The following is a 20,570-nucleotide window of genomic DNA, read 5'->3' on the forward strand; positions in this document are numbered from 1 at the left end:
TCGAATGACCTCCGGCCGAAGACCACCCGACAGGCTCTCAGGCCGCGTGATCCCTCGGCGGCTCGGGTGCGTGCGGGCGTTCGCCGTCGGAGCCGCACAGCTCGCTGTTCAACTCCCGTACCAGCCGCACCAGATCGGTGGGCCGGTCGGGCCCCCACCAGTCACCCAGCAGTTCGGTGAGCGACTCCTCGCGCGCCTGTGACAGCGCGTCCGCCGTCCGCGCCCCGCGGTCGGTGAGCGTCAGCTCCAGGCCCTCGCGATGGGCCAGCCCCCGCTCCTCCACCTGCCGCGACGCGTCGGTGAGGGACTTGAGCGGTACGGGAATGGTGTCCGCGAGCAGACCGGGCCTGACGGAGCCCTGGCGTCTGATGCGCAGCAGCAGCCAACTGGCCGCCGGAAGCAGGTCGTAGCCGGCTTTCGCGGTGATCGTCTCGTAGATCCGGTGGCGGCCCTCACGCGTGCCGAGGACCGACAGGGCGCGGGCCACCTCGTCACGGGAGGAGCGCTCGACCGGGTTGGACGCCAGGGTCTCGGTGATCTCCGGCGCGGTCACCGAGCCCCGCAGCTTGTCCTCCCTGATGTACCAGGCGACGACGAAGGCGAGGAGCACGACCGGCACGGCGTACAGGAAGACATCGGTGATGGAGGTCGCGTACGCGTTCAGTACGGCGGGCCGCAGCTCGGCCGGCAGCCGTTCGACGGCTCTCGGGTCGGCGGCCAGTTGGCTCGGGCCCATGTCGGGCGGGAGCCGCCGGCCGGCCAGGGCGTCGCCGAGCTTGCCGATGAGGAGATTGGTGAAGACCGTACCGAACACGGCGACGCCGAAGGACGCTCCGATGGAGCGGAAGAAGGTCGCGCCCGCGGTGGCGACGCCCAGGTCCTGGTAGCTGACGGCGTTCTGGACGACGACCACGAGCACCTGCATGACCAGTCCGAGGCCCGCGCCGAAGACGAAGAAGTAGACGCTCATCATCCAGGCGCCGCTGGCCGGAGTGAGCTGATGGAGCAGCAGGAGTCCGACGGCGGTCACGGCGGTACCGAGGATGGGAAACGCTTTCCAGCGGCCGGTACGGCTGACTATCTGCCCGGACAAGGTGGAGGTGATCAGCAGGCCGAGCACCATGGGCAGCAGGCGCACGCCGGAGAGTGTGGGTGTCACTCCCTGCACCACCTGGAGGAATGTCGGCAGATAGGTCATCGCGCCGAACATGGCGAAGCCCACGATGAAGCTGATGAGCGCGACCAGTGTGAAGGTCCTGACCCGGAAGAGCCGCAGTGGCAGCACGGGTTCGGCCGCGCGTCGCTCGACCCGGATGAAGACGGCGAGCAGGACGAGTCCGAGGATGGTGAGACCGATGACCTGGACCGAGCCCCAGGCCCAGGTGGTACCGCCGAGCGAGGCGACCAGCACCAGACAGGTGGCGACGGCCGCGATCAGGAAGGTGCCGAGATAGTCGATGGTGTGTTTGGCCGAGCGCGCCGGTATGCGCAGCGCGGCGGCGATGACGAGCAGAGCGACGGCACCGATCGGCAGATTGACGTAGAAGACCCAGCGCCAGCTCAGTTGCTGGGTGAAGAATCCGCCGAGCAGTGGGCCGAGGACGCTGGTCGTACCGAAGACGGCGCCGAACAGGCCCTGGTACTTGCCGCGTTCACGCGGCGCGACGATATCGCCGACGATCGCCATGGCCAGGACTATCAGGCCGCCGCCGCCCAGCCCCTGGAGCGCGCGGAAGCCGATGAGCTGGGCCATGTTCTGGGATATGCCGCAGAGTGCGGAGCCGGCGAGGAAGATCACGACGGCGGTCTGGAAGAGCCTCTTGCGGCCGTACAGGTCACCGAGCTTGCCCCAGAGCGGGGTGGCGGCGGTCGAGGCCAGCAGATACGCGGTGACGACCCAGGAAAGATGCTCCAGGCCGCCGAGATCGCTGACGATGGTCGGCAATGCGGTGGACACGATGGTCTGGTCGAGCGAAGCGAGTAGCAAACCCATCAGCAGTGCGCTGATGGCGAGCATCACGGTGCGCGGTGTCTGGCCCTCGCCGGGGGCCGGACTCACAGCCGGGATGCGCACTTCCTGAGCCATGGGACATCTCCTCGGGGTCTGCGAATCTCCATCCTGTCCGCTCTGTCCCGTTATGGCCTGCCGAACATCCTTGTGGACCACGGGCGTGCGTACGCCGTTCGGAAAGGGCCTGCATAATCGCTGGCAGTTCAAGGGGAGGGGACCCACGTTGACCGGACAGCTCTGTCCTGAGTGCGAAACGCCGCGTGCCACCGAAGGCAGACCCGGCTGCGACTGCGCCGACCGCGCGACACAGGCCGTACAGGCCGGGCGCTCCGCGGAGATCGCGGCGGCGGAGGACTTCGATCCGCTGCGCCTGCGTCCGTATGTGACGCTCGGCGCCGGGGACGGGCAGGCGCCGACGGCGTTCCGTACGGCGGGTCCGCTGCCGCCTCTCGCGACGGAGAGCGGCCCCGTCGGGCCACCGGCCGTGGAGCCGCTTCCGGCGGCGCCGCCACCGTCACCGTCCCGCCGTAAGCCGTTCAAGGCGGTGGTCATCGGCGCGGCGGCCATTGCGGTGATCGGGACCGCGGTGATCGTCGCGGGACTGTTCCCGGGCGACCGGCAGGAGCGGGCGCTGCCGGACGAGACGCTCCCGCCGCTGCCTTCGTCGAACCTCGTGGAGCCGGACGCGTCGACGCCGTCGGTCACCGCGTCGGCGTCACACTCCGCGCCGGCGACGGTCTCCTCACAACCGGCTCCGCCACCGGCGCCGACGGCGAGCGCGCCGCGCTCGACCGCGCCGCGGGCGCCGTCGGCCCCGGCCTCCGCCAAGCCTCCGACCCAGCCTCCGCCGCAGCCGGTCCAGCCGCCCGCGGGCGGCTCACTGAGCCCCGGTGACTCCGGCCCTGAGGTCGTCGAGCTGCAGAACCGGCTGGAGGAGATCTGGCTGTATCGCGGGCCTTCGAACGGCGAGTACGACCAGCGCGTGGAAGGCGCCGTGCGCGTCTACCAGTCGTACAAGCACATCGAGGGAGATCCTGAAGGCGTCTACGGTCCAAACACCCGGCGCGCCCTGGAGGCAGAAACCAGGGGCCGGGGTCGCGGACACTGAGCTCTTTTGTACAATGACGAAACAAAGTGGCTTCGCCCGTACTCCCTGACCGGCGGGCGGAGCCGCTTGTCTCCGCTCACGCCCTCTGGAGTCCGCCGATGCCGGCCACCGCTTCGCCCACGACGTCCGTCCTGACCGCCCGGGGCCTGCTCCTCGACATGGACGGCACCCTCGTCAACTCCGACGCCTCGGTCGAGCGCGTCTGGCGCGGCTGGGCGGTGGACCACGATCTGGACCCGGACGAGGTCATGAAGGTCGTCCACGGCCGCCAGGGCTACGCCACGATGGCCGTACTGCTCCCGGAACGGCCCATGGAGCTCAACTACGCGGACAACCGCCTGATGCTCGCCCGGGAGACGGCCGACACGGACGGCGTCGTCCCGATCCCCGGCGCGCCGGCGTTCATGGCGGCCATCGCCGCGCTCCCGCACGCGCTGGTCACCTCGGCGGACGTACCTCTGGCGGACGCCCGCATGGCGGCGGCGGACCTCCCGATGCCGAAGATCCGCGTCACGGCCGAAAGCGTCACGGCCAGCAAGCCCCACCCGGAGGGCTTCCTCAAGGGCGCGGAGGCCCTGAGCCTCGCGCCTGCGGACTGCGTGGCCTTCGAGGACTCCGAGGCGGGCATCACGGCGGCCCGGGCGGCCGGCATGCGCGTGGTGGGCGTGGGCCCGCGAGCCAAGGCGATGTCTCCGGACGCCCATGTCGAGGACCTGACACAGCTCCGGGTGGAACCGACGGCGGAGGGCGGCATCCGCCTCTATGTGACGGCCTGACCGGCAGCGGCGAGGCCGGCCATCACCTCACCGCACGCCTCTTTGAGGAACTGTCAGTCGGGCAAGTCACCGTTGCCGCCCAGGTTCGCCACCATGCGACGCAGGACGTTGATCGTCGTCACGAAGTCGGCTGTGTCGATGCCTTCATGCGTCTGCTCGTGGATACGCCAGTTGCGCTCCCTGGCCCGGAGGCGGCCGGCCTCTCCGGCCTCGGTCAAGGTCATCAGTCCCGCCTTCTCCGTGACCCAGCCGCGAGCGAGCAGATCCTCGAAGACACCGTCGAAGTCGATGCCGAGGTCGTCGTACGAGGTCAGCCGCTCCGTCAGCGTCGCACGGCTCCAGACGCCCGGCTGCCCGGCGACATGGTTGAGCGTCCACCAGTGCGGCTGAGTGAGATCCTCCGCCGCGAGCTGTTCGCGAAGAGCTCCCACCACTCGGCGGTATGCCTCACCGCTCCACGCACCAATGGGCTGAGCGGCCAGTTCCTCCCGCGAGTACTCCTTGATTGCCATGCCAACGCGCCCCCTTCGAGCGATCACCGGACATGACGACGGTAGGACCTCAAGCTCGATTGAGGTCAAGACGCGTCGCGCGCGCCGTCGCACGCCGGTCCACCAAGGATCGCGCCGGTCCACCGGGCGTTGACGCCGATCCGCCAGGGATGGATTACGCAACGGCCTTCAGGCGCGGGTCGTGTGCCGGTCGAGCAGCGAGCGCAGATGCTCCATCTCGGCCGGAGTCGCCACCGCGCGTTTGGGCAGCACGGTGAATTCGAACCCATGCTTGTCGGGACTCAACAGCACGAAGACGTCAGGGCCTTCGGCGAGACGTGGCCGCGTTGTCCAGTCCATGGCCGTGGAGGAGTGATCCGTTGTGATGTGCAGACCAGCGGCTGCGACCACAGTGCGCAACTCTCCCTGCCTCTCCGCCAGTTTCTGAAAAGCCCTGGCCTGGAGCCGGGGCATCAGCGGAACGGCGACCAGAGCGAACAGGGCCGGCACGAGGAGAGGCACCGGAATGTCACTGACGCCACCTCCGGTGATGACGGCCATCACCGCACAGAAGGCGATGAAAGGCAGACCGATGGCGAAGATCTTTCGCTGCCGGCGCGCCATCGGACTCGCCCGGCGCCGCGCTCGCAGCGCGGCGGCGAAGTCCCGCGCGGTCGGCCGGTAGATCAGCTCCACCGTCTGTTCCATGCTCGGCCCCTCGGCCATGGCCCCTCCCCAGGTTGATGATCCCGGGGATCGTAACCATCACCACGGCCGGTGCGCCGCGCGGCAGGTCACCGACCGGACGCGACGTCAGGACATCAACCGCCGCCGCGCGCCCCGCCGCGCGCGGCAACTCTGCGCTCAATCACCCCAATTGCCCCTGCGCCAGGCGCGAGATCGCCACCTTTGGCCTCTTGATGTGACGTGCTCATGTCGTCACGCTGTTACCTGACACCCACTCCGCGGCAACCCACCGCCGACACGATGGCGGCCGGGCCACGACCCGCACGGCCGGGCCCGCAGCCTCGCACGGTCAGGTCAGGTTCCCCCCATCCCAAGGGAGTTCGCATGTCCGGTATCTACGCGCGTCGAGTGCCCCGTATAGCCGTCCTCGCCGCATCGGCCGCCCTCGCCACCGCGACCACGCTGCTCACCGCTCCCACCGCTCAGGCCGCTCTGCCGACGCCGGTCAGCGCCGCCACCGCCCGCACCTACCTCGGCCAGCTCACCGTCAAGGCGGAAGGTTCCTCCAGCGGCTACAGCCGTGACGCGTTCCCGCACTGGATCACGCAGTCCGGCTCCTGCGACACGCGAGAGGTCGTCCTCAAGCGCGACGGCTCGAACGTCCAGCAGAGCTCAAGCTGCTCGGCCACGAGCGGAAGCTGGTACTCCGAGTACGACGGCGCGACCTGGACCGCCGCGTCCGACGTGGACATCGACCACATGGTGCCGCTCGCCGAAGCCTGGACCTCGGGCGCCAGCGGCTGGACCACCGCGCAGCGGCAGTCCTTCGCCAACGACCTGACGCGTCCGCAGCTCATCGCCGTCACGGACAATGTGAACCAGTCGAAGAGCGACCGGGACCCCGCGGAGTGGCTGCCGCCGCGCACCGCGTACCGCTGCACCTACGTCCGCGCCTGGGTGCAGGTGAAGAAGTACTACAACCTGAGCGTCGACTCCGCCGAGAAGAGCGCGCTCCAGAGCGTCCTCAACGGCTGCTGACCTGCGGTTCCTGGACCGGGACGCTCATCACACCGGACCGCCCTCCCCGCGCCCTCCGTCGTTCCGTACCGTACGGGGCGACGGAGGAGGGCATCTATGACCGGGCTGCGCCTGGGACCACTGCTGAGGTACGTCGACTGGGACGGCGGCGGCACAGCGACCGTTTGGATCGAGGCCGACCGCCCCTGCACGGCGGAGGTCCGCTGCGAGGACGGCGCCTACGGCACGACGCGTACCTTCCAGATCTCCGGCCACCACTACGCGCTGATCACGGTGACCGGGCTGACGCCGGGCACCGCGACTCCGTACGAGGTACTGCTCGACGACCGCCGCGTCTGGCCGCCCGAGGACTCTCCCTTCCCGCCGAGCACGATCCGCACGCCCGACGCCTCCTCGCCCGGAACCGAGCTGCGCGTCTCCTTCGGCTCCTGCCGCTGGGCCTCGCCGCCGCACGGCGAGCCGGACCCGGTCGGACCCGACGCGCTCGACACCCTCGCCACCCGCATTTCCGCCGACCCGGACGCCGTACGCCCGGACGTACTGCTGCTCCTCGGTGACCAGGTGTACGCGGACGAGACCTCGAAGAAGACACAGCACTGGCTGGCCCAGCGCCGCGATCTGAGCGAGCCGCCGGGCGAGGAGGTCGCGGACTACCAGGAGTACACCCATCTCTACGACGAGTCCTGGGGCGATCCTCAGGTGCGCTGGCTGCTCTCCACCGTCCCCAGCTCGATGATCTTCGACGACCATGATCTGGTCGACGACTGGAACACCAGCGCCGCCTGGGTGGCCGACATGCGCGTGAAGCCCTGGTGGCAGGAGCGCGTGCTCAGCGGGCTGATGTCGTACTGGGTCTATCAGCATCTCGGCAATCTCTCTCCCGCGGAACTGGCGACGGACGAGCTGTACGCGGCGATACGCGCCGACCCCGACGGCACCGACCTGCTGCGGCGTTTCGCCTCCGAGGCCGACCGCGATCCGGCGTGCGCGCGCTGGAGCTACCGGCGCGACTTCGGCCGCACGCGGCTGCTGATGGTCGACTCCCGGGCCGCGCGAGTGCTGGAGGAGCAGCACCGCGCGATGCTCGACGACGGTGAGGCGCTGTGGGTGCGCGAGCAGGCGCTGGACGGGCGCGGCTCGTACGACCATCTCCTCGTCGGTACCTCACTGCCCTGGCTGCTGCCACCGCTCATCCATGACGTGGAGTCCTGGGACTCCGCGCTCAGCCGCGGCGAACGCGGCGCGCGCTGGGCGCGCTTCGGTGAATGGCTGCGCAGGGCCGCCGACTTGGAGCACTGGGCGGCCTTCCCCGACTCCTTCGAGAAGCTGGCGGCGCTGATCTCGGAGGCCGGCAGCGGGCCCGAGGCACCGGCCACGGTGTGTGTACTGTCGGGCGATGTGCACCACGCGTATGTCGCCGAGCCCTCGTGGCGGGCGGGCGACCCGGACGCGCGCGTCCTCCAGCTCACCTGTTCGCCGGTGCACAACTCCATCCCGGCCTCGATGAGGTTCGGATTCCGCTTCGGCTGGAGCCGGTTGAGCCGGTATCTGGGCAAGGCCCTGGCACGGCACGGGCGGGTGCCCGATCCGTCGGTCAACTGGCGCAAGACGGGCGGACCCTGGTTCGGAAATCAGCTCATGACCCTGACGATGCGCGGCCGTTCGGCCGAGCTCCGGCTGGACCATGCCCGCGCCCGCGGCGAGACCGCGGAACTGGTGACCGTCCATGAGAGGACGCTGACACCGGGCCACTGATCTGCCGACGGCGGGTCAGCGGCGGCCGGACACCGGTTCAGTGGCCCTTGTCCGCGCGTCCGTGATCCTTGCCACAAGGCGTGATCCTTGGCCCAACGGTTCGGCGGCCGTGGCACCAACGGCATGATGAGGCGGACCATTCCGCTTCCAGAGGCGGGCCGTTCCCCTTCCCGCACCCCACATGCCCCGGGAGTCACAGCTTTGTCCGATGTACGGCAGCACCTGCCCCGCTCACTCGCCGTCGTCGGCGCCGGTCCCCGCGGCACCTCGGTCCTCGAAAGACTCTGTGCGTCCGTACCCGAACTGGCCGCCGGCACACCGCTGACGGTCCATCTCGTCGACCCGGCGCCGCCCGGCGCGGGCCGCGTCTGGCGCACCGACCAGCCGGCCGAGCTGCTGATGAACACGGTGGCCTCGCAAGTGACGGTCTTCACCGACCGGAGCGTCGAGTGCGAGGGTCCGATACGCCCGGGTCCGAGCCTGTACGAGTGGGCCGCGAGCCGCCCGGCCGAGCGGCTCGGTCCGGACGACTATCCGAGCCGCGCCGCCTACGGCCGCTATCTGGAGTGGGCGTTTCGCCGGACGGTGGAGGGCGCTCCGGCGAATGTGACGGTCACGGTCCACCGGGCTCTCGCGATCCGTCTCGATGACGACGCCGACAGCGCGTTCCTCGACCCGGCAGTCCCGCCCGCCACACCCGGTTCGCTCGATTCGCCCGCTCTGTCCTCGGCGCACCACCCGACCCAGACGCTCACACTCGACAATGGCACGACGATTTCCGGCCTCTCCGCCGTCGTCCTCGCGCAGGGTCATCTGCCGGTGGTTTCCGGACAGACCCAGGCGGTCCTGGCGGAGTACGCCGTCCGTCATCGGCTGCGTTATGTGCCGCCGGCGAACCCGGCGGAGGTCGATCTCTCCGCGATCGAGCCGGACGAACCGATTCTGCTGCGCGGGCTCGGCCTCAACTTCTTCGACCACATGGCCTTGCTGACAGCGGGCCGGGGAGGCACCTTCGCGCGCGGGACCGGCGACGGCGTTCTCGTATACCAACCTTCGGGGCGGGAGCCGCGGCTCTACGCGGGATCGCGGCGCGGCGTTCCGTACCAGGCGCGCGGGGACAACGCGAAGGGACCGTCCGGCCGGCACCTGCCGCTGGTGCTGACCCCGGATGTGATCGCGGTGTTCCGCAAACGCGCGGGCGAGGGCGACCCGCCGGACTTCCTCACCGAGATATGGCCACTGGTCGCCAAGGAGGTGGAGGCGGTCTTCTACGGGACGGCGATGACGGCCGCCGGCCGGCCGCCGAGCTTCCGCGAGCGCTTCCTCGACCGCTTCCTCGGGGCTCCGCACGGCAGCACGCAGGAGGCAGCCGCGCTCGACGAGGCCGGGATCGGTCCGGCGGACCGCTGGTCCTGGGACGCGATCACGCGTCCGTACGGCGGGAGGACCTTCCGGGATCCGGCGGATCACCGCGCCTGGCTGATGGCACATCTGCGCCAGGACGCGGCACAGGCGGCGCTCGGCAATGTCGCGGGTCCGCTCAAGGCCGCGCTGGACGTGCTGCGCGATCTCCGCAATGAGCTGCGGCAGATCGTGGACCACTCGGGTCTCTCCGGCACCTCCCGCCGCGATCATCTCGACCGCTGGTACACACCATTGAACGCCTTTCTCTCCATCGGCCCGCCGCGCCGCCGTATCGAGGAGATGGCGGCCCTGATCGAGGCGGGCGTGCTGGATGTGATCGGCCCGCGCATGACCGTACGGACAGGGGACGGCGTGTTCGTCGCCGAGTCTCCGGACGTGTCCGGATCCGCCGTCAGGGCGAGGACGCTGGTGGAGGCCCGGCTGCCGGAGGCGGATCTGCGGCGCAGCCGTGATCCCTTGCTGTCACGGCTCCTGAAGACCGGTCAGTGCCGGCCGCACGCCGTCGGTGGTTACGAAACCGGTGGGGTGGATGTAACACGCCGTCCGTACCACCTGATAGGCCGCGAGGGCGAAATCCACTCCAGGAGGTTCGCTCTCGGTGTGCCCACGGAAGGGGTGCACTGGGTGACGGCCGCGGGAGCACGGCCGGGAGTCGATTCGGTGATGCTCTCGGACACCGACGCGGTGGCACGCGCCGCCTTGCGGACCTCGGTCCGAGGGCAGGCGCGGCACTCGGCGCGAATTGATCCCCGACAGGATGTTGAACTTGCAAGCATTGATTAGGGATGCCTAACGTGAGGGAGCTTCTCATCGGTCCAGACCATTGATCGAAGGAGTACAACCCCCCATGTCCACACGCCTCAATGACGCCCAGCCGTACGCGCTGGGCCTGTTTCGCATCGTCGTCGGGCTGCTCTTCGCCTGCCACGGTGCCGCCACGCTCTTCGGCTTGTTCGGCAACGACACGACTCCAGCCGGTGCCTGGCCGGGCTGGTACGCCGCCGTGATCCAGCTCGTCGGCGGCGGCCTGGTGCTCCTCGGCCTCGGGACCCGGATCGCGGCACTGGTGGCCTCTGGTTCCATGGCGTACGCCTACTTCAATGTCCACCAGCCCACGGGGCTCTTCCCGATGGAGAACGGTGGTGAAGCGGCGGCGATATTCGCCTGGACGTTCCTGCTGATCGTCTTCACCGGCCCGGGCGCGCTCTCCGTGGACCGGCTGTTCTCCTCCGGCGGAGGCTCGGAGGAGGAGAGGCAGGAGACGCGTACGGCCGTCGCCGCCTGACATTCGACCGGACGGCGCCGATGTGACGGCGCCCGGACCCGCGACCGGGGTCCGGGCGCCGCTCGCACGGCGCCGCCGTCCGTCCCACGGGCCGCCGCTCCTTCATGGCACGCCGTTCACGCATGGACCGGTCCTGGGCCACGGACCGGCTTCGCGCCACGGACCGGCCTCATTCCATGACATTCCATGATCCGGCCGCGCTCTCCGAGCTGGCTTCATTTCACACCTGGCCGATCTGTCCGCCGCCCACGGGCGTACGCTGTATGGCTGCAGCCGCCCCTGCCGCTCCCTTGCGACATCGCGGCGTTTTCGGAGAACGGGGCGGGGAGTCACAAGGTGCTGGAGAGTCTGGGGTCGCTGACGGGCAGTCCATGGATATACGCCGTCGTAGGCGCCTCCGTACTGCTCGATGTGTTTCTGCCGGTGCTTCCCAGCGGTGTTCTGGTGATCACGGCCGCCACGGCGGCCGCCGCCGGCTCGACCACGGTCGCGGAGGCCGCCGACAAGGTGGCGCACGTGCCTCGCGAGGTGCCGTCGCTGATCATCCTGATGCTGTGCGCGGCCGGCGCGTCCGTGCTCGGCGATCTCGTCGCCTTCCGGCTGGCCTGGCGCGGCGGCGAACGCCTGCACCGGGCCATCGCCCGGTCACGCCGGCTCACCACCGCGCAGGAACGCCTCGGCGCGGCACTCAGCGGCGGCGGCGGAATCCTTGTCGTCATCGCCCGTTTCGCTCCTGCGGGCCGCTCGGTCGTCTCGCTCGGCGCGGGCGCGGCACACCGCACGGTGAAGGAGTTCCTGCCCTGGTCGGCGCTGGCGGGCGTGGCCTGGACCGGCTACAGCGTGGGCCTCGGCTACTTCGGCGGCCAGTGGCTGGGCGCGAGCTGGGTGGGCGCCGCGATCTCCGTACTGGCGCTGTTCGCGGCGGGCACGCTGGCCGCGTACATCATGCGCCGTCCGTCGGCGCAGCCGGTCTGAGGACCGTCGGCTGTCCCTCACACGGGCCGGACTTGCCCCGGAGGAGCACTTTTCCCGGCGGGAAAACCCCTGCTTCTGAGAAAACTTGCCCCGTTGGCCAACTTTTCCCGGCCGCGCCGCTTCAGGCTCCCTGAGCCTCCCCGGGCGCCGGCCTCGCCGAGCCGCGTACCTCGATGCCCTTGAGCAGCCTCTCGGTCGCCTCGGCGATCTCGTCGACCGCCTGTTCGAAGACCACGCGGTTGTGCGCTGCGGGCTCACGGAAGCCGGAGACCTTGCGTACGTACTGCAGGGCGGCGGCCCGGATGTCCTCCTCGGTGGCCTCCTCGGGGAGGACGGGCGGGCGGAGGGTCTTGATGCTGCGGCACATGCCTCCAGTGTGACCGAGACCCGGCGGCAGGCGCCGCCGGTTCCGTGCCGGTCCCGCTAACGGTCCGTCCCGGCCTCCAGGGCCGCCGTGCTGTCTCTGACGACCAGCCGGGTGCCGAATTCGATACGGGCGTCGGCCTGGTCGGAGTGGCGCAGCCGGAGCAGCATCCGGGTGGCCTCCTCGGCCATCTGCGCGAGCGGCTGGTGCACGGTGGTCAGGGCCGGACTGGACCACTGGGCGGGCGGGATGTCGTCGTATCCCACGACCGAGAGGTCCTGCGGGACCTGGAGCCCGAGCACCCGGGCCGCCTCCAGCACACCCAGTGCCTGGAGGTCGCTGCCCGCGAAAATCGCGGTCGGTCTGTCGGGATCCCGCAGCAGTTCCATCGCGTGCGCATGGCCGGAGCGGACATGGAAGTCGCCGAATCTCACCAGCGCCGGGTCGGTGTCGAGTCCGGCCATGCCCATGGCCGAGCGGAAGCCGTCGAGCCGCGCCAGAGAGCAGAGCATGTCCTCGGGGCCGGTGATGACGGCGATCCTGCGATGGCCGAGGTCGATGAGATGACGGGTGGCCGCGACCCCGCCCGCCCAGTTGGCGGAGCCCACGGACGGCACATCGGGTTCCGGGTCGCCGGCCGGGTCGATGATGACGAACGGGATCGCCCGGGACCACAGCTTCTTCTTGAGATCGTCCGGCAGCGTGGAGAAGACGAGGACCACGCCCAGCGGGCGGCGGCGCAACACGCCCTCGACCCAGTCGGCTCCCGGTGAGTGCCGGGTGCCGGTCTCGGTGAGGACCACGCTCAGCCCTGCCTCCTTGGCGACGCTCTGGACGCCTCTGATCAGCTCCATCGACCAGGTGCTGTCCAGCTCGTGGAAGACGATCTCGACCAGCGGTGACTCCGGAGGCGTGGGCGCGGAGCGCCGGTAACCGTGCTCCTCCAGCAGCTCCTCGACCTTCACACGGGTAGGGGCCGACACATCGGGGCGCCCGTTGAGGACTTTCGAAACTGTCGAGAGGGATACGCCGGCTTGCGAAGCCACCTGGGCCAGGGTGACTCGGCCCGTACTCCTGTCATCACGCATGGACTGAAGGATAGGGCACCGCCGCTTGTAACGGTTTGATAGCGCAGCGACAGCGCTGTTGACCGTCCCGGAAGAGAAACCTACGGTCGCTCGACAGAAGACTTTCGGCAATGTGGCCGATACTTTCGAGAGGTCGATCGATGAAGACACGCGCACGGTTTCTTCGCACCGTCGCCGGCGGCGCGACGCTTGTCCTGGGCCTGAGCCTGGCGGCCTGCGGCGGCAACGCCTCCTCCTCCGGTGCCGGGGAGTTCCACGTACTCGTCTACGGCGACTCCGCGAACAAGGTGGAGAAGCAGATCGTCGCGACGTTCAACAAGACCTCCAAGGTCAAGGCCGTCCTGGACACCGTCCCGGGCGCGGACTACCAGCAGAAGCTCCAGACCGTCATCGGCACTCCGCAGGCGCCGGACGTGTTCTTCAACTGGGGCGGCGGGAGCATCCAGCCGTTCGTCAAGGCGGACCTGCTGATGCCGCTCGACGACCTGATCAAGAAGGACCCGGGGCTGAAGTCCAACTTCCTGCCGTCGGTCTTCAACACGGCCATGGTCGACGGCAAGGCGTACGGCGTTCCCATGCGCGGCACCCAGCCGGTCCTGCTGTTCAACAACAGCAAGGTGCTCGCGGACGCCGGCGTGCAGCCGCCGAAGACCTGGGACGAGCTGCTGGACTCGGTGAAGAAGCTCAAGGCGAAGGGCGTCACGCCGATCGCGCTCGGCGGCGGCGACAAGTGGCCGACGCTGATGTGGTTCGAGTACCTCTACGACCGGGTGGCGGGTCCCGGGCTGTTCGAGAAGGCGCTGTCCGGTGACAAGAGCGCCTGGGAGAGCGCCGACAGCAAGAAGGCGCTGAGCATGCTCAAGGAGCTGATCGACGCGGGCGCGTTCGGCACCAACTACGACTCCGTGAAGTTCACCGACGGCGGCTCCCCGGCCCTGCTGGCCGGCGGCAAGGCGGGCTTCGAGCTGATGGGCTCCTGGGCGTACTCCACGCACCAGGACGCCAGCCCCGACTTCGCCAAGAACGACCTGGGTTACACCACCTTCCCCAGTGTCGACGGCGGCAAGGGCGACGCGGCCGACCTCGTCGGCAACACCAACAACTTCTACTCGGTGCGCAAGAGCACCAAGCACGCCGACGACATAGCGAAGTTCCTCAAGCTGATGTATTCGGACGAGTTCGTGAAGGCCCAGCTCGCCATCGGCAATCTGCCCACCACCACGAACACCGGTAAGTTCCTGGACTCCTCGGACAACCCGGAGTACCTGAAGTACCAGCTCGACCTGGTCGACAAGGCTCCCGCGTTCCAGCTCTCGTGGGACCAGGCGTATCCGCCCGCGAACATGACGCCCATCTATGTGGCGGTCCAGCAGTTCTTCAACGGGCAGCTCGACGCGGCCGGCTTCATCACGTCCATGCAGGCCCTGACCACCGCCTGAGCCGAGAACCAGAACTGAGAGTGACGTCCGACATGGTTACCCTCTCCGCCCCGGCGAAGGGCGAACGGCGGCAGTCACAGCGGCCCGGTCCGGGCGGGCGCGGAGTCGCCCGCCCCGGCCTGGGCTGGGCCCTGCCCGCCACCCTGTTCTTCGCCTTGTTCGCGATCGTCCCGCTGGCACTGGTCGCCGTGCTGTCCTTCACAAGCTGGAGCGGTCTGGGATCGCCGACATTCGCCGGGTTCGACAACTGGACCGCGCTGTTCCACGACCCGGTGATGATCAAAAGTCTCTGGCTGAGCGTGCTGCTCACCGTGCTGGGCGTGGCGGTCCAGACGCCGCTGAGCATCCTGCTCGGCGTCTGGGCCGCCGGTCCCCAGCGGAACAGGGCGGTCCTGTCGGCCGTCTTCTTCATCCCGCTGCTGCTGTCCGCCACGGCGGTGTCCGTGCTGTGGCGGGCGCTGCTCGACCCCAACTTCGGAGTGCCCGCGCAGGCGCGCTGGCTCTTCGGGGACGGCAATCTCCTGGGCACGCGCACCGGCGCCATCGGTGTCCTCGTACTGGTCGGCGCGTGGCAGTTCACGCCGCTGCACGCGCTGATCTACCAGGGCGCGACACGGGCGATCCCGACGGTCCTCTACCAGGCGGCGGCCATCGACGGCGCCGGGACCGTACGGCAGTTCTTCCACATCACGCTGCCGCAGCTACGCAACTCGATCATCACGTCGGTGATCCTCATGGTCGTCGGCGGACTCACCACCTTCGACACCGTGCTGATCCTCACCCAGGGCGGACCGGGCACCGACACCACCATCAGCGCCTACTACATGTACCAAAAGGCGTTCAAGGGCTTCGACTTCGGCGCGGGCGCCGCCGTCGCGCTGCTGCTGGTGCTCGTGGCGACGGCCATCTCGCTGATCGTCGTACGGATCTCCGGCTACGACAAAATGGCCGGCACGAAGGAAGGCCTGTGATGAGGCGCCGCCCCAACTATCTCGCCGGGCTCGGCGCCCTGTTGTGGCTGTGCCTGGTGGGACTGCCGGTCTATGTGATGCTCGGCGCGACCGTACAGTCCCGCGCGGAGTACAGCGCCAACGGTCCGCTGGCGTTCCCGAAGACCTTCAGCCTGACCAACTACGTCCAGGACTTCTCCAACGGCTTCGGCCAGTACTTCCTCAACACCGTGATCGTCACGACGAGTGTCGTGGTGATCGTGCTGCTCCTCGTACCGCCGCTGGCCTTCTCGATCGTGCGCAACCGGGGCCGGGCCACCTCGCGGGTCTTCCGGCTCTTTCTGCTGGGCCTGGCGATCCCCGCCCAGGCGGTGATCGTCCCGATGTTCTATGTCATCAGCCAGGCCGGCCTGTACGACAACCTCATCGGTGTCATCCTGCCGACCGCCGCGTTCTGTCTGCCGGTCTGCGCGCTCATCCTCACCGGCACCATGCGCGACATCACCGACGAACTCTTCGAGGCCATGGCCCTCGACGGAGCCGACACACGGCGGGTCTTCTTCCAGCTCGTCGTACCGCTGTCCAAGAGCGGGCTGGCGACCATCGTCGTCTTCTCCGCGCTCCAGGCGTGGAACGGCTTCCTCTTCCCGCTCGTACTGACCCAGTCCGAGAACACCAAGGTGCTCACCCTCGGGCTGTACAACTTCCAGACCCAGTACGGGATCAACATCCCCGGGCTGCTGGCCGCCGTGGTCCTGTCCACGCTGCCCGTCCTGCTCGTCTACCTGTTCGCGCGCCGCGCCCTGGTCCAGGGGCTGATGGGCGTCGGAGGAAAGTGAACGACAACGTGACCGCCGATACCCGCCCCGGCACCCCGGCCTCCGACATCCCCGCGTCCGGCGCCCCGGCGCCCGGCCTCCGCGACCACCGTGCCGAACGGGTCGAGACACTGATCTCCGCCATGACCCCGGAGGAGAAACTCGCACAGCTCTACGGCCTGTGGGCGGGCGCTTCCGCCGACGGCGCCGAAGTCGCCCCGCACCAGCACGACATGGACAAGCCGCCGTCTCTGGAGGAGCTGCTTCCGCACGGCCTCGGCCAGCTCACCAGGCCCTTCGGGACGGTCCCCGTCGATCCCGCACTGGGCGCCGTGTCCCTGGCGCGCACCCAGCAGCGCATCGTGGCGGCCAACCGCTTCGGCATCCCCGCCATGGCGCACGACGAGTGTCTGGCGGGCTTCGCCGCCTGGGGCGCCACCACCTATCCCGTCCCGCTGTCGTGGGGCGCCGCGTTCGACCCGGACCTGGTACGGCGGATGGCGGGCGCGATCGGCCACGACATGCGGTCGGTCGGTGTCCACCAGGGCCTGGCCCCGGTGCTCGACGTGGTGCGCGACGCGCGCTGGGGCCGCGTCGAGGAGACCATCGGCGAGGACCCGTATCTCGTCGGCACCACCGCCACCGCCTATATCCAGGGCCTGGAGTCCGCCGGGATCGTGGCCACGCTCAAACACTTCGTGGGCTACTCGGCCTCCCGGGGCGGACGCAACCTCGCTCCGGTGAGCATGGGCGCCAGAGAGCGCGCCGATGTGATGCTGCCGCCGTTCGAAATGGCGGTGCGGGAGAGCGGCGTACGGTCCGTCATGCACGCGTACACCGATACCGACGGCGTGCCCTGCGCCGCCGACGAGGAGCTGCTGACCGGACTGCTCCGCGACACCTGGGGCTTCGACGGCACGGTGGTGGCCGACTACTTCGGTATCGCCTTCCTCAAGACGCTGCACGGCGTGGCCGCCGACTGGAGCGGCGCCGCAGTCGCCGCACTGACGGCCGGCGTCGATGTGGAACTGCCGACCGTGAAGACCTTCGGAGAGCCACTGCGGGACGCGCTCGCCGCCGGAGAACTCTCCGAGGAGACGATCGACCGCGCGCTGCGCCGCGTCCTGACGCAGAAAGCCCAGCTCGGGCTGCTCGATCCGGACTGGAGTCCTCTGCCACCGGCCCTGGCCGGCGCCGCGCTCGACGATCCGCAGGCGCTGCGCGGCACCGTCAGTCTGAACTCCGCCGCGCACCGCGACATCTCCCGCCGGCTCGCCGAGCAGTCGGTGATCCTGCTGCGCAACAACGGCACGCTCCCGCTGGACGGGCCCCGCAGGATCGCGCTCGTCGGCCCGCAGGCCGACACTCCCACGGCCGTCCTGGGCTGCTACTCCTTTCCCGTCCATGTCGGATCCCAGCACCCGGGCACACCGGCCGGCGTCGGACTGCCGACGCTCCGGGAGTCTCTGGCCGCCGAGTTTCCCGGCAGCGAGATCATCACGGTGCGGGGCGCGGGCATCGACTCCGCCGACACCGACGGATTCGCCGAGGCGGTCCGCGTGGCCCGCCACGCGGACCTGGTCGTCGCGGCCCTCGGCGACCGGGCGGGACTCTTCGGCCGGGGCACCAGCGGAGAAGGATGCGACGCGGAGTCCCTGGAGCTGCCCGGTGTGCAGCGCCGGCTCCTCGACGCGCTTCTCGACAGCGGTACGCCGGTGGTGGTGACGCTGCTGGCGGGACGCCCGTACGCCCTCGGCCGGGCCACCGACGAGGCCGACGCCATCGTGCAGTCCTTCTTCCCCGGCCAGGAAGGCACTCCGGCCCTCGCCGGAGTCCTCAGCGGCCGGATCAACCCGTCGGGACGCCTTCCCGTCAGCGTCCCACGGCTCCCGGGCGCGCAGCCGTCCACCTATCTGGCGGCCACGCTGGCCCGCGTCAGCGAGGTCTCCAGCATCGATCCCACACCGGCCTTCGGCTTCGGGCACGGACTGACGTACACCTCGTTCGCGTGGTCGGACCTGGAGGCAGGCGACCCGCTCCGGGCGGACACGGACGGTTCGGTGGAGCTGTCCTTCACCGTCCGCAACACCGGAGAGCGGCCGGGCGCGGAAGTGGTGCAGCTCTATCTGCACGACCCCGTCGCCTCGGTCGTCCAGCCGGTGCAGCGGCTGATCGGCTACGTCCGGATTCCTCTGGAGCCGGACGAGCGGGTCAGGGTCGGCGTGACCGTACCCGCCGATCTCGCCTCCTTCACCGGCCGGGACGGGCGGCGCGTGGTCGAGCCGGGTGAGCTGGAGCTGCGGCTGGCCGCGTCCAGTACCGACATCCGGCTCACCGCGGGAGCGGTACTGACGGGTCCGGTACGGCACGTGGACCACACCCGCGAGCTGCACGCCCGGTTCACCGTCAGCCGGGACGTCCCGGCCTGAGCGCGGACAGCGACCAGGGCCCGCCACTCCGTCCGGGACGGGGTGCGGGCCCTGGTCCTGTGGCCGCTCACCGTCACGGAGGATAATTTGGGGCACGTCGCCGCGGTCGCCATGAAAGACCGCCGGCTCGGTTCGCTGGGAGGCAGATATGACGCCCGCCCAGCTACGAGCCTTCGCGGCGGTCGTCCGGCTCGGATCGGTCAAGGCCGCCGCGGCGGATCTGTCGGTCTCCGAGGCCGCGGTCTCGACGCATATCGCGCGTCTGCGCGGAGAACTCGGCGACAAACTGTACGCGCGCACCGGCGCCGGGCTGGCGTTCACTCCCGGCGGGCTGCGACTGGCCGGCCGGGCCGCGGAACTGCTCGGACTCCAGGACCGCACCCTGCTTGAGGTCAGCCAGGCGGGATCGGGCCGACGGCTGCTGCGGGTCGCCGCGTCGAGTCTCTTCGCCGAGCACGCGGCGCCCGGCCTCATCGAACTGTTCGCGAGCCGCGCCGACGATCTCGACGTCGAGCTGAGTGTGCAGTGCCCGGAGCGGTTCAGCACGCTGCTGCTGAACCGCGCGGTCGATGTGGCGCTCGGCCCACGCCCGGCGGAAGTCGACAAAGCGATCAGCGCCGCGCCGTTCCTCAACTACCAGGTGGTAGGCGTCGTCGGAGCGCGCCATCCGCTCGCGACGAGGCACGCGAGCACGAGCGAGCTGCGGCAGCAGACCTGGCTGCTCGGCCCTTCGGCCACCGGCCGGACCGGAATCGTTCCCACGGTCCTGCGCCGGCTCAATCTGGACGAGGAGCACCAGCGGATCTTCCAGAGCCATGCCGCCGCACTGGAGGAGGCCAAGCACGGCAAGGGTGTGGCACTGGGTCTGTCCTTCGCCGTCGCGGAGGATCTCGCGCGCGGCGATCTCAAGCGGCTGACGGCGCCACCGCTTCCCGCGAAGGGCGTCTGGAGCAGCCTCGCGCTGGACGGACCGAGCGCGCCGGCTGCCGTGTCCGAGCTGATCCGCTTCCTCACGACGCCAGGCGCGATCCAGGCGATGCAGCGGAGCGCTGGCGTCACGGCGGGGCGCTTCCGTCCCGCGATCCATGTGACCCACTGGAGTTAGGCCCCATCGGTGAGCGCACCCGATCCGCCGCGGCAGCGCGCCGTAGCCGGTCAGTGGACCAGGAAGTAGACGATCAGCGCGGCGACGACCAGCGCGCCGGCGATGATCGGAATGGAACGCCGGTAGATGGAGGTGCCCGCGAGGCTCATCAGATCAAGCGGCTCGACCTGCTGCCGCTGCCCCGGATGGTGCGGTGTCGGCACCTGGCTGGTTCCGTCCGCCTCCGGTGTCCCGCTCGACGCCGCGGCGCCGGGAGAGCGGACCTCGCCCGTACCGCCGGGCGCCGGAGACGCCATGCCGGACAGCATGCCCGTACCGACGACCGGGCCGGGCTCGCTCGCCGCGTCCGAGGAGATGCCGGGCCCGTGGTCCGGGGTCGTCAGCGGGTGCAGTTCGGCCTCCAGGTTCTCGACGAACCGGTCCACCAGCCTCACCGAGACCTCCTTGATCATCCCGCTGCCGAACTGAGCGATCTCGCCGGTGACATCCAGATCGGTCGCGACGGTGACAACCGTCGCCGCGCCCTCCGGCCGCAACTCCGCGTTGATCAGCGCCGTCGCGTTTCCCGCGCCCCGGGAGTCGCTTCCCTTGGCGCGGATCACGGCCCGGTGCGCCGCTTCGTCCTTCTCGACGAGCTGCGCCGTACCCGCGTACTGGCTGATCACCGGGCCCACCTTGATCTCCACCTCGCCGCTGCAGACCGCACCGTCGACGCCCGTGAGGTGCGCGCCCGGCATGCACGGCGCGATGCCCTCCAGGTCGGTGAGCGCCTCCCATGCCTCGTCGATCGGCACTCCGACGGTGAACTCGTTGTCGATCCGCATTG

18 protein-coding genes are annotated in these 20,570 nt (G+C 69.8%); 12 read left to right on the forward strand and 6 right to left on the reverse strand.

Translation table 11 applies throughout. The annotated features are described in order from the left end of the window. Window positions 1-37: 37 nt before the first annotated feature. Window positions 38-2,086: an MDR family MFS transporter gene (locus PV679_RS03170; protein ID WP_319678655.1), complete on the reverse strand. Its 2,049-nt coding sequence runs from the start codon at window positions 2,084-2,086 to the stop codon at window positions 38-40. 148 nt (window positions 2,087-2,234) lie between these two features. Between PV679_RS03170 and PV679_RS03175 the strand changes: the two genes are divergently transcribed. Further along, a complete protein-coding gene (locus PV679_RS03175; RefSeq protein WP_319678656.1) occupies window positions 2,235-3,119 on the forward strand; it encodes a peptidoglycan-binding domain-containing protein in 885 nt (294 codons plus the stop codon). 98 nt (window positions 3,120-3,217) lie between these two features. After that, window positions 3,218-3,895 (forward strand): HAD-IA family hydrolase, encoded by a 678-nt coding sequence (locus PV679_RS03180; protein WP_319678657.1) that lies wholly within the window; start codon window positions 3,218-3,220, stop codon window positions 3,893-3,895. A 53-nt stretch (window positions 3,896-3,948) separates the two neighbouring features. Here PV679_RS03180 and PV679_RS03185 read toward each other — a convergent pair whose 3' ends face one another. Further along, the gene (locus tag PV679_RS03185; protein ID WP_319678658.1) at window positions 3,949-4,407 is read right to left on the reverse strand and encodes a MarR family transcriptional regulator; all 459 of its coding nucleotides are present in this window, start codon (window positions 4,405-4,407) and stop codon (window positions 3,949-3,951) included. A gap of 168 nt (window positions 4,408-4,575) precedes the next feature. Then, window positions 4,576-5,094 carry a hypothetical protein gene (locus PV679_RS03190; protein WP_319678659.1) on the reverse strand — a complete coding sequence of 173 codons (519 nt, stop codon included), beginning with the start codon at window positions 5,092-5,094 and terminating at the stop codon, window positions 4,576-4,578. A gap of 363 nt (window positions 5,095-5,457) precedes the next feature. Here PV679_RS03190 and PV679_RS03195 point away from each other — a divergent pair, with 363 nt between their 5' ends. The 5 genes from PV679_RS03195 (at window position 5,458) to PV679_RS03215 (ending at window position 11,551) form a co-directional block, all read left to right on the forward strand. Beyond that, window positions 5,458-6,111, forward strand: a complete 654-nt coding sequence (locus PV679_RS03195) for an HNH endonuclease family protein (protein ID WP_319678660.1) — start codon at window positions 5,458-5,460, stop codon at window positions 6,109-6,111. A 96-nt stretch (window positions 6,112-6,207) separates the two neighbouring features. Further along, a complete protein-coding gene (locus tag PV679_RS03200; RefSeq protein WP_319678661.1) occupies window positions 6,208-7,866 on the forward strand; it encodes an alkaline phosphatase D family protein in 1,659 nt (552 codons plus the stop codon). A 126-nt stretch (window positions 7,867-7,992) separates the two neighbouring features. Then, window positions 7,993-10,074: an FAD/NAD(P)-binding protein gene (locus PV679_RS03205; protein ID WP_416069649.1), complete on the forward strand. Its 2,082-nt coding sequence runs from the start codon at window positions 7,993-7,995 to the stop codon at window positions 10,072-10,074. A 64-nt stretch (window positions 10,075-10,138) separates the two neighbouring features. Next, window positions 10,139-10,576, forward strand: a complete 438-nt coding sequence (locus PV679_RS03210) for a DoxX family protein (protein WP_319678663.1) — start codon at window positions 10,139-10,141, stop codon at window positions 10,574-10,576. Window positions 10,577-10,912: 336 nt separating this feature from the next. Next, window positions 10,913-11,551, forward strand: coding sequence for a DedA family protein (locus tag PV679_RS03215; protein ID WP_319678664.1), 639 nt, complete (start codon window positions 10,913-10,915; stop codon window positions 11,549-11,551). A gap of 121 nt (window positions 11,552-11,672) precedes the next feature. Here the strand turns inward: PV679_RS03215 and PV679_RS03220 are convergent, their stop codons facing one another. Both PV679_RS03220 and PV679_RS03225 read right to left on the reverse strand, forming a co-directional pair. Continuing rightward, the gene (locus PV679_RS03220) at window positions 11,673-11,918 is read right to left on the reverse strand and encodes a DUF2277 domain-containing protein (RefSeq protein ID WP_319678665.1); all 246 of its coding nucleotides are present in this window, start codon (window positions 11,916-11,918) and stop codon (window positions 11,673-11,675) included. Between the two features lie 56 nt (window positions 11,919-11,974). Further along, the gene (locus PV679_RS03225) at window positions 11,975-13,015 is read right to left on the reverse strand and encodes a LacI family DNA-binding transcriptional regulator (RefSeq protein WP_416069650.1); all 1,041 of its coding nucleotides are present in this window, start codon (window positions 13,013-13,015) and stop codon (window positions 11,975-11,977) included. Window positions 13,016-13,143: 128 nt separating this feature from the next. Here PV679_RS03225 and PV679_RS03230 point away from each other — a divergent pair, with 128 nt between their 5' ends. The 5 genes from PV679_RS03230 to PV679_RS03250 all read left to right on the forward strand — a co-directional run bounded on the left by PV679_RS03230 (window position 13,144) and on the right by PV679_RS03250 (window position 19,744). Continuing rightward, window positions 13,144-14,442 carry an ABC transporter substrate-binding protein gene (locus PV679_RS03230; protein ID WP_319678667.1) on the forward strand — a complete coding sequence of 433 codons (1,299 nt, stop codon included), beginning with the start codon at window positions 13,144-13,146 and terminating at the stop codon, window positions 14,440-14,442. Between the two features lie 32 nt (window positions 14,443-14,474). Continuing rightward, window positions 14,475-15,413 carry a sugar ABC transporter permease gene (locus PV679_RS03235; protein WP_319678668.1) on the forward strand — a complete coding sequence of 313 codons (939 nt, stop codon included), beginning with the start codon at window positions 14,475-14,477 and terminating at the stop codon, window positions 15,411-15,413. Next, entirely contained in the window at window positions 15,413-16,231 is an 819-nt protein-coding gene (locus tag PV679_RS03240) for a carbohydrate ABC transporter permease (protein ID WP_319678669.1), read from the forward strand. The genes PV679_RS03235 and PV679_RS03240 overlap by 1 nt, the downstream gene beginning before the upstream one ends. Window positions 16,232-16,278: 47 nt before the next feature. After that, on the forward strand, window positions 16,279-18,639 hold the full coding sequence (locus tag PV679_RS03245; protein WP_416069651.1) for a glycoside hydrolase family 3 N-terminal domain-containing protein: 2,361 nt from the start codon (window positions 16,279-16,281) through the stop codon (window positions 18,637-18,639). A gap of 148 nt (window positions 18,640-18,787) precedes the next feature. Beyond that, window positions 18,788-19,744: a LysR family transcriptional regulator gene (locus tag PV679_RS03250; RefSeq protein WP_319678670.1), complete on the forward strand. Its 957-nt coding sequence runs from the start codon at window positions 18,788-18,790 to the stop codon at window positions 19,742-19,744. Window positions 19,745-19,794: 50 nt separating this feature from the next. On the opposite strand, the gene PV679_RS03255 is transcribed toward PV679_RS03250, so the two are convergent. Continuing rightward, entirely contained in the window at window positions 19,795-20,568 is a 774-nt protein-coding gene (locus tag PV679_RS03255) for an SRPBCC family protein (protein WP_319678671.1), read from the reverse strand. Window positions 20,569-20,570 lie beyond the last annotated feature (2 nt).

It is taken from the genome of Streptomyces sp. AK02-01A (assembly GCF_033795305.1).
Taxonomy (GTDB): domain Bacteria; phylum Actinomycetota; class Actinomycetes; order Streptomycetales; family Streptomycetaceae; genus Streptomyces.

What these genes read in the sequence shown, in the direction of transcription:
- PV679_RS03170 (WP_319678655.1), bottom strand. Translation starts at nt 2,086, where the DNA reads ATGGCTCAGGAAGTGCGCATCCCGGCTGTGAGTCCGGCCCCCGGCGAG.
- PV679_RS03180 (WP_319678657.1), top strand. Translation starts at nt 3,218, where the DNA reads ATGCCGGCCACCGCTTCGCCCACGACGTCCGTCCTGACCGCCCGGGGC.
- PV679_RS03185 (WP_319678658.1), bottom strand. Translation starts at nt 4,407, where the DNA reads ATGGCAATCAAGGAGTACTCGCGGGAGGAACTGGCCGCTCAGCCCATT.
- PV679_RS03190 (WP_319678659.1), bottom strand. Translation starts at nt 5,094, where the DNA reads ATGGAACAGACGGTGGAGCTGATCTACCGGCCGACCGCGCGGGACTTC.
- PV679_RS03195 (WP_319678660.1), top strand. Translation starts at nt 5,458, where the DNA reads ATGTCCGGTATCTACGCGCGTCGAGTGCCCCGTATAGCCGTCCTCGCC.
- PV679_RS03200 (WP_319678661.1), top strand. Translation starts at nt 6,208, where the DNA reads ATGACCGGGCTGCGCCTGGGACCACTGCTGAGGTACGTCGACTGGGAC.
- PV679_RS03205 (WP_416069649.1), top strand. Translation starts at nt 7,993, where the DNA reads ATGAGGCGGACCATTCCGCTTCCAGAGGCGGGCCGTTCCCCTTCCCGC.
- PV679_RS03210 (WP_319678663.1), top strand. Translation starts at nt 10,139, where the DNA reads ATGTCCACACGCCTCAATGACGCCCAGCCGTACGCGCTGGGCCTGTTT.
- PV679_RS03220 (WP_319678665.1), bottom strand. Translation starts at nt 11,918, where the DNA reads ATGTGCCGCAGCATCAAGACCCTCCGCCCGCCCGTCCTCCCCGAGGAG.
- PV679_RS03230 (WP_319678667.1), top strand. Translation starts at nt 13,144, where the DNA reads ATGAAGACACGCGCACGGTTTCTTCGCACCGTCGCCGGCGGCGCGACG.
- PV679_RS03235 (WP_319678668.1), top strand. Translation starts at nt 14,475, where the DNA reads ATGGTTACCCTCTCCGCCCCGGCGAAGGGCGAACGGCGGCAGTCACAG.
- PV679_RS03240 (WP_319678669.1), top strand. Translation starts at nt 15,413, where the DNA reads ATGAGGCGCCGCCCCAACTATCTCGCCGGGCTCGGCGCCCTGTTGTGG.
- PV679_RS03250 (WP_319678670.1), top strand. Translation starts at nt 18,788, where the DNA reads ATGACGCCCGCCCAGCTACGAGCCTTCGCGGCGGTCGTCCGGCTCGGA.
- PV679_RS03255 (WP_319678671.1), bottom strand. Translation starts at nt 20,568, where the DNA reads ATGCGGATCGACAACGAGTTCACCGTCGGAGTGCCGATCGACGAGGCA.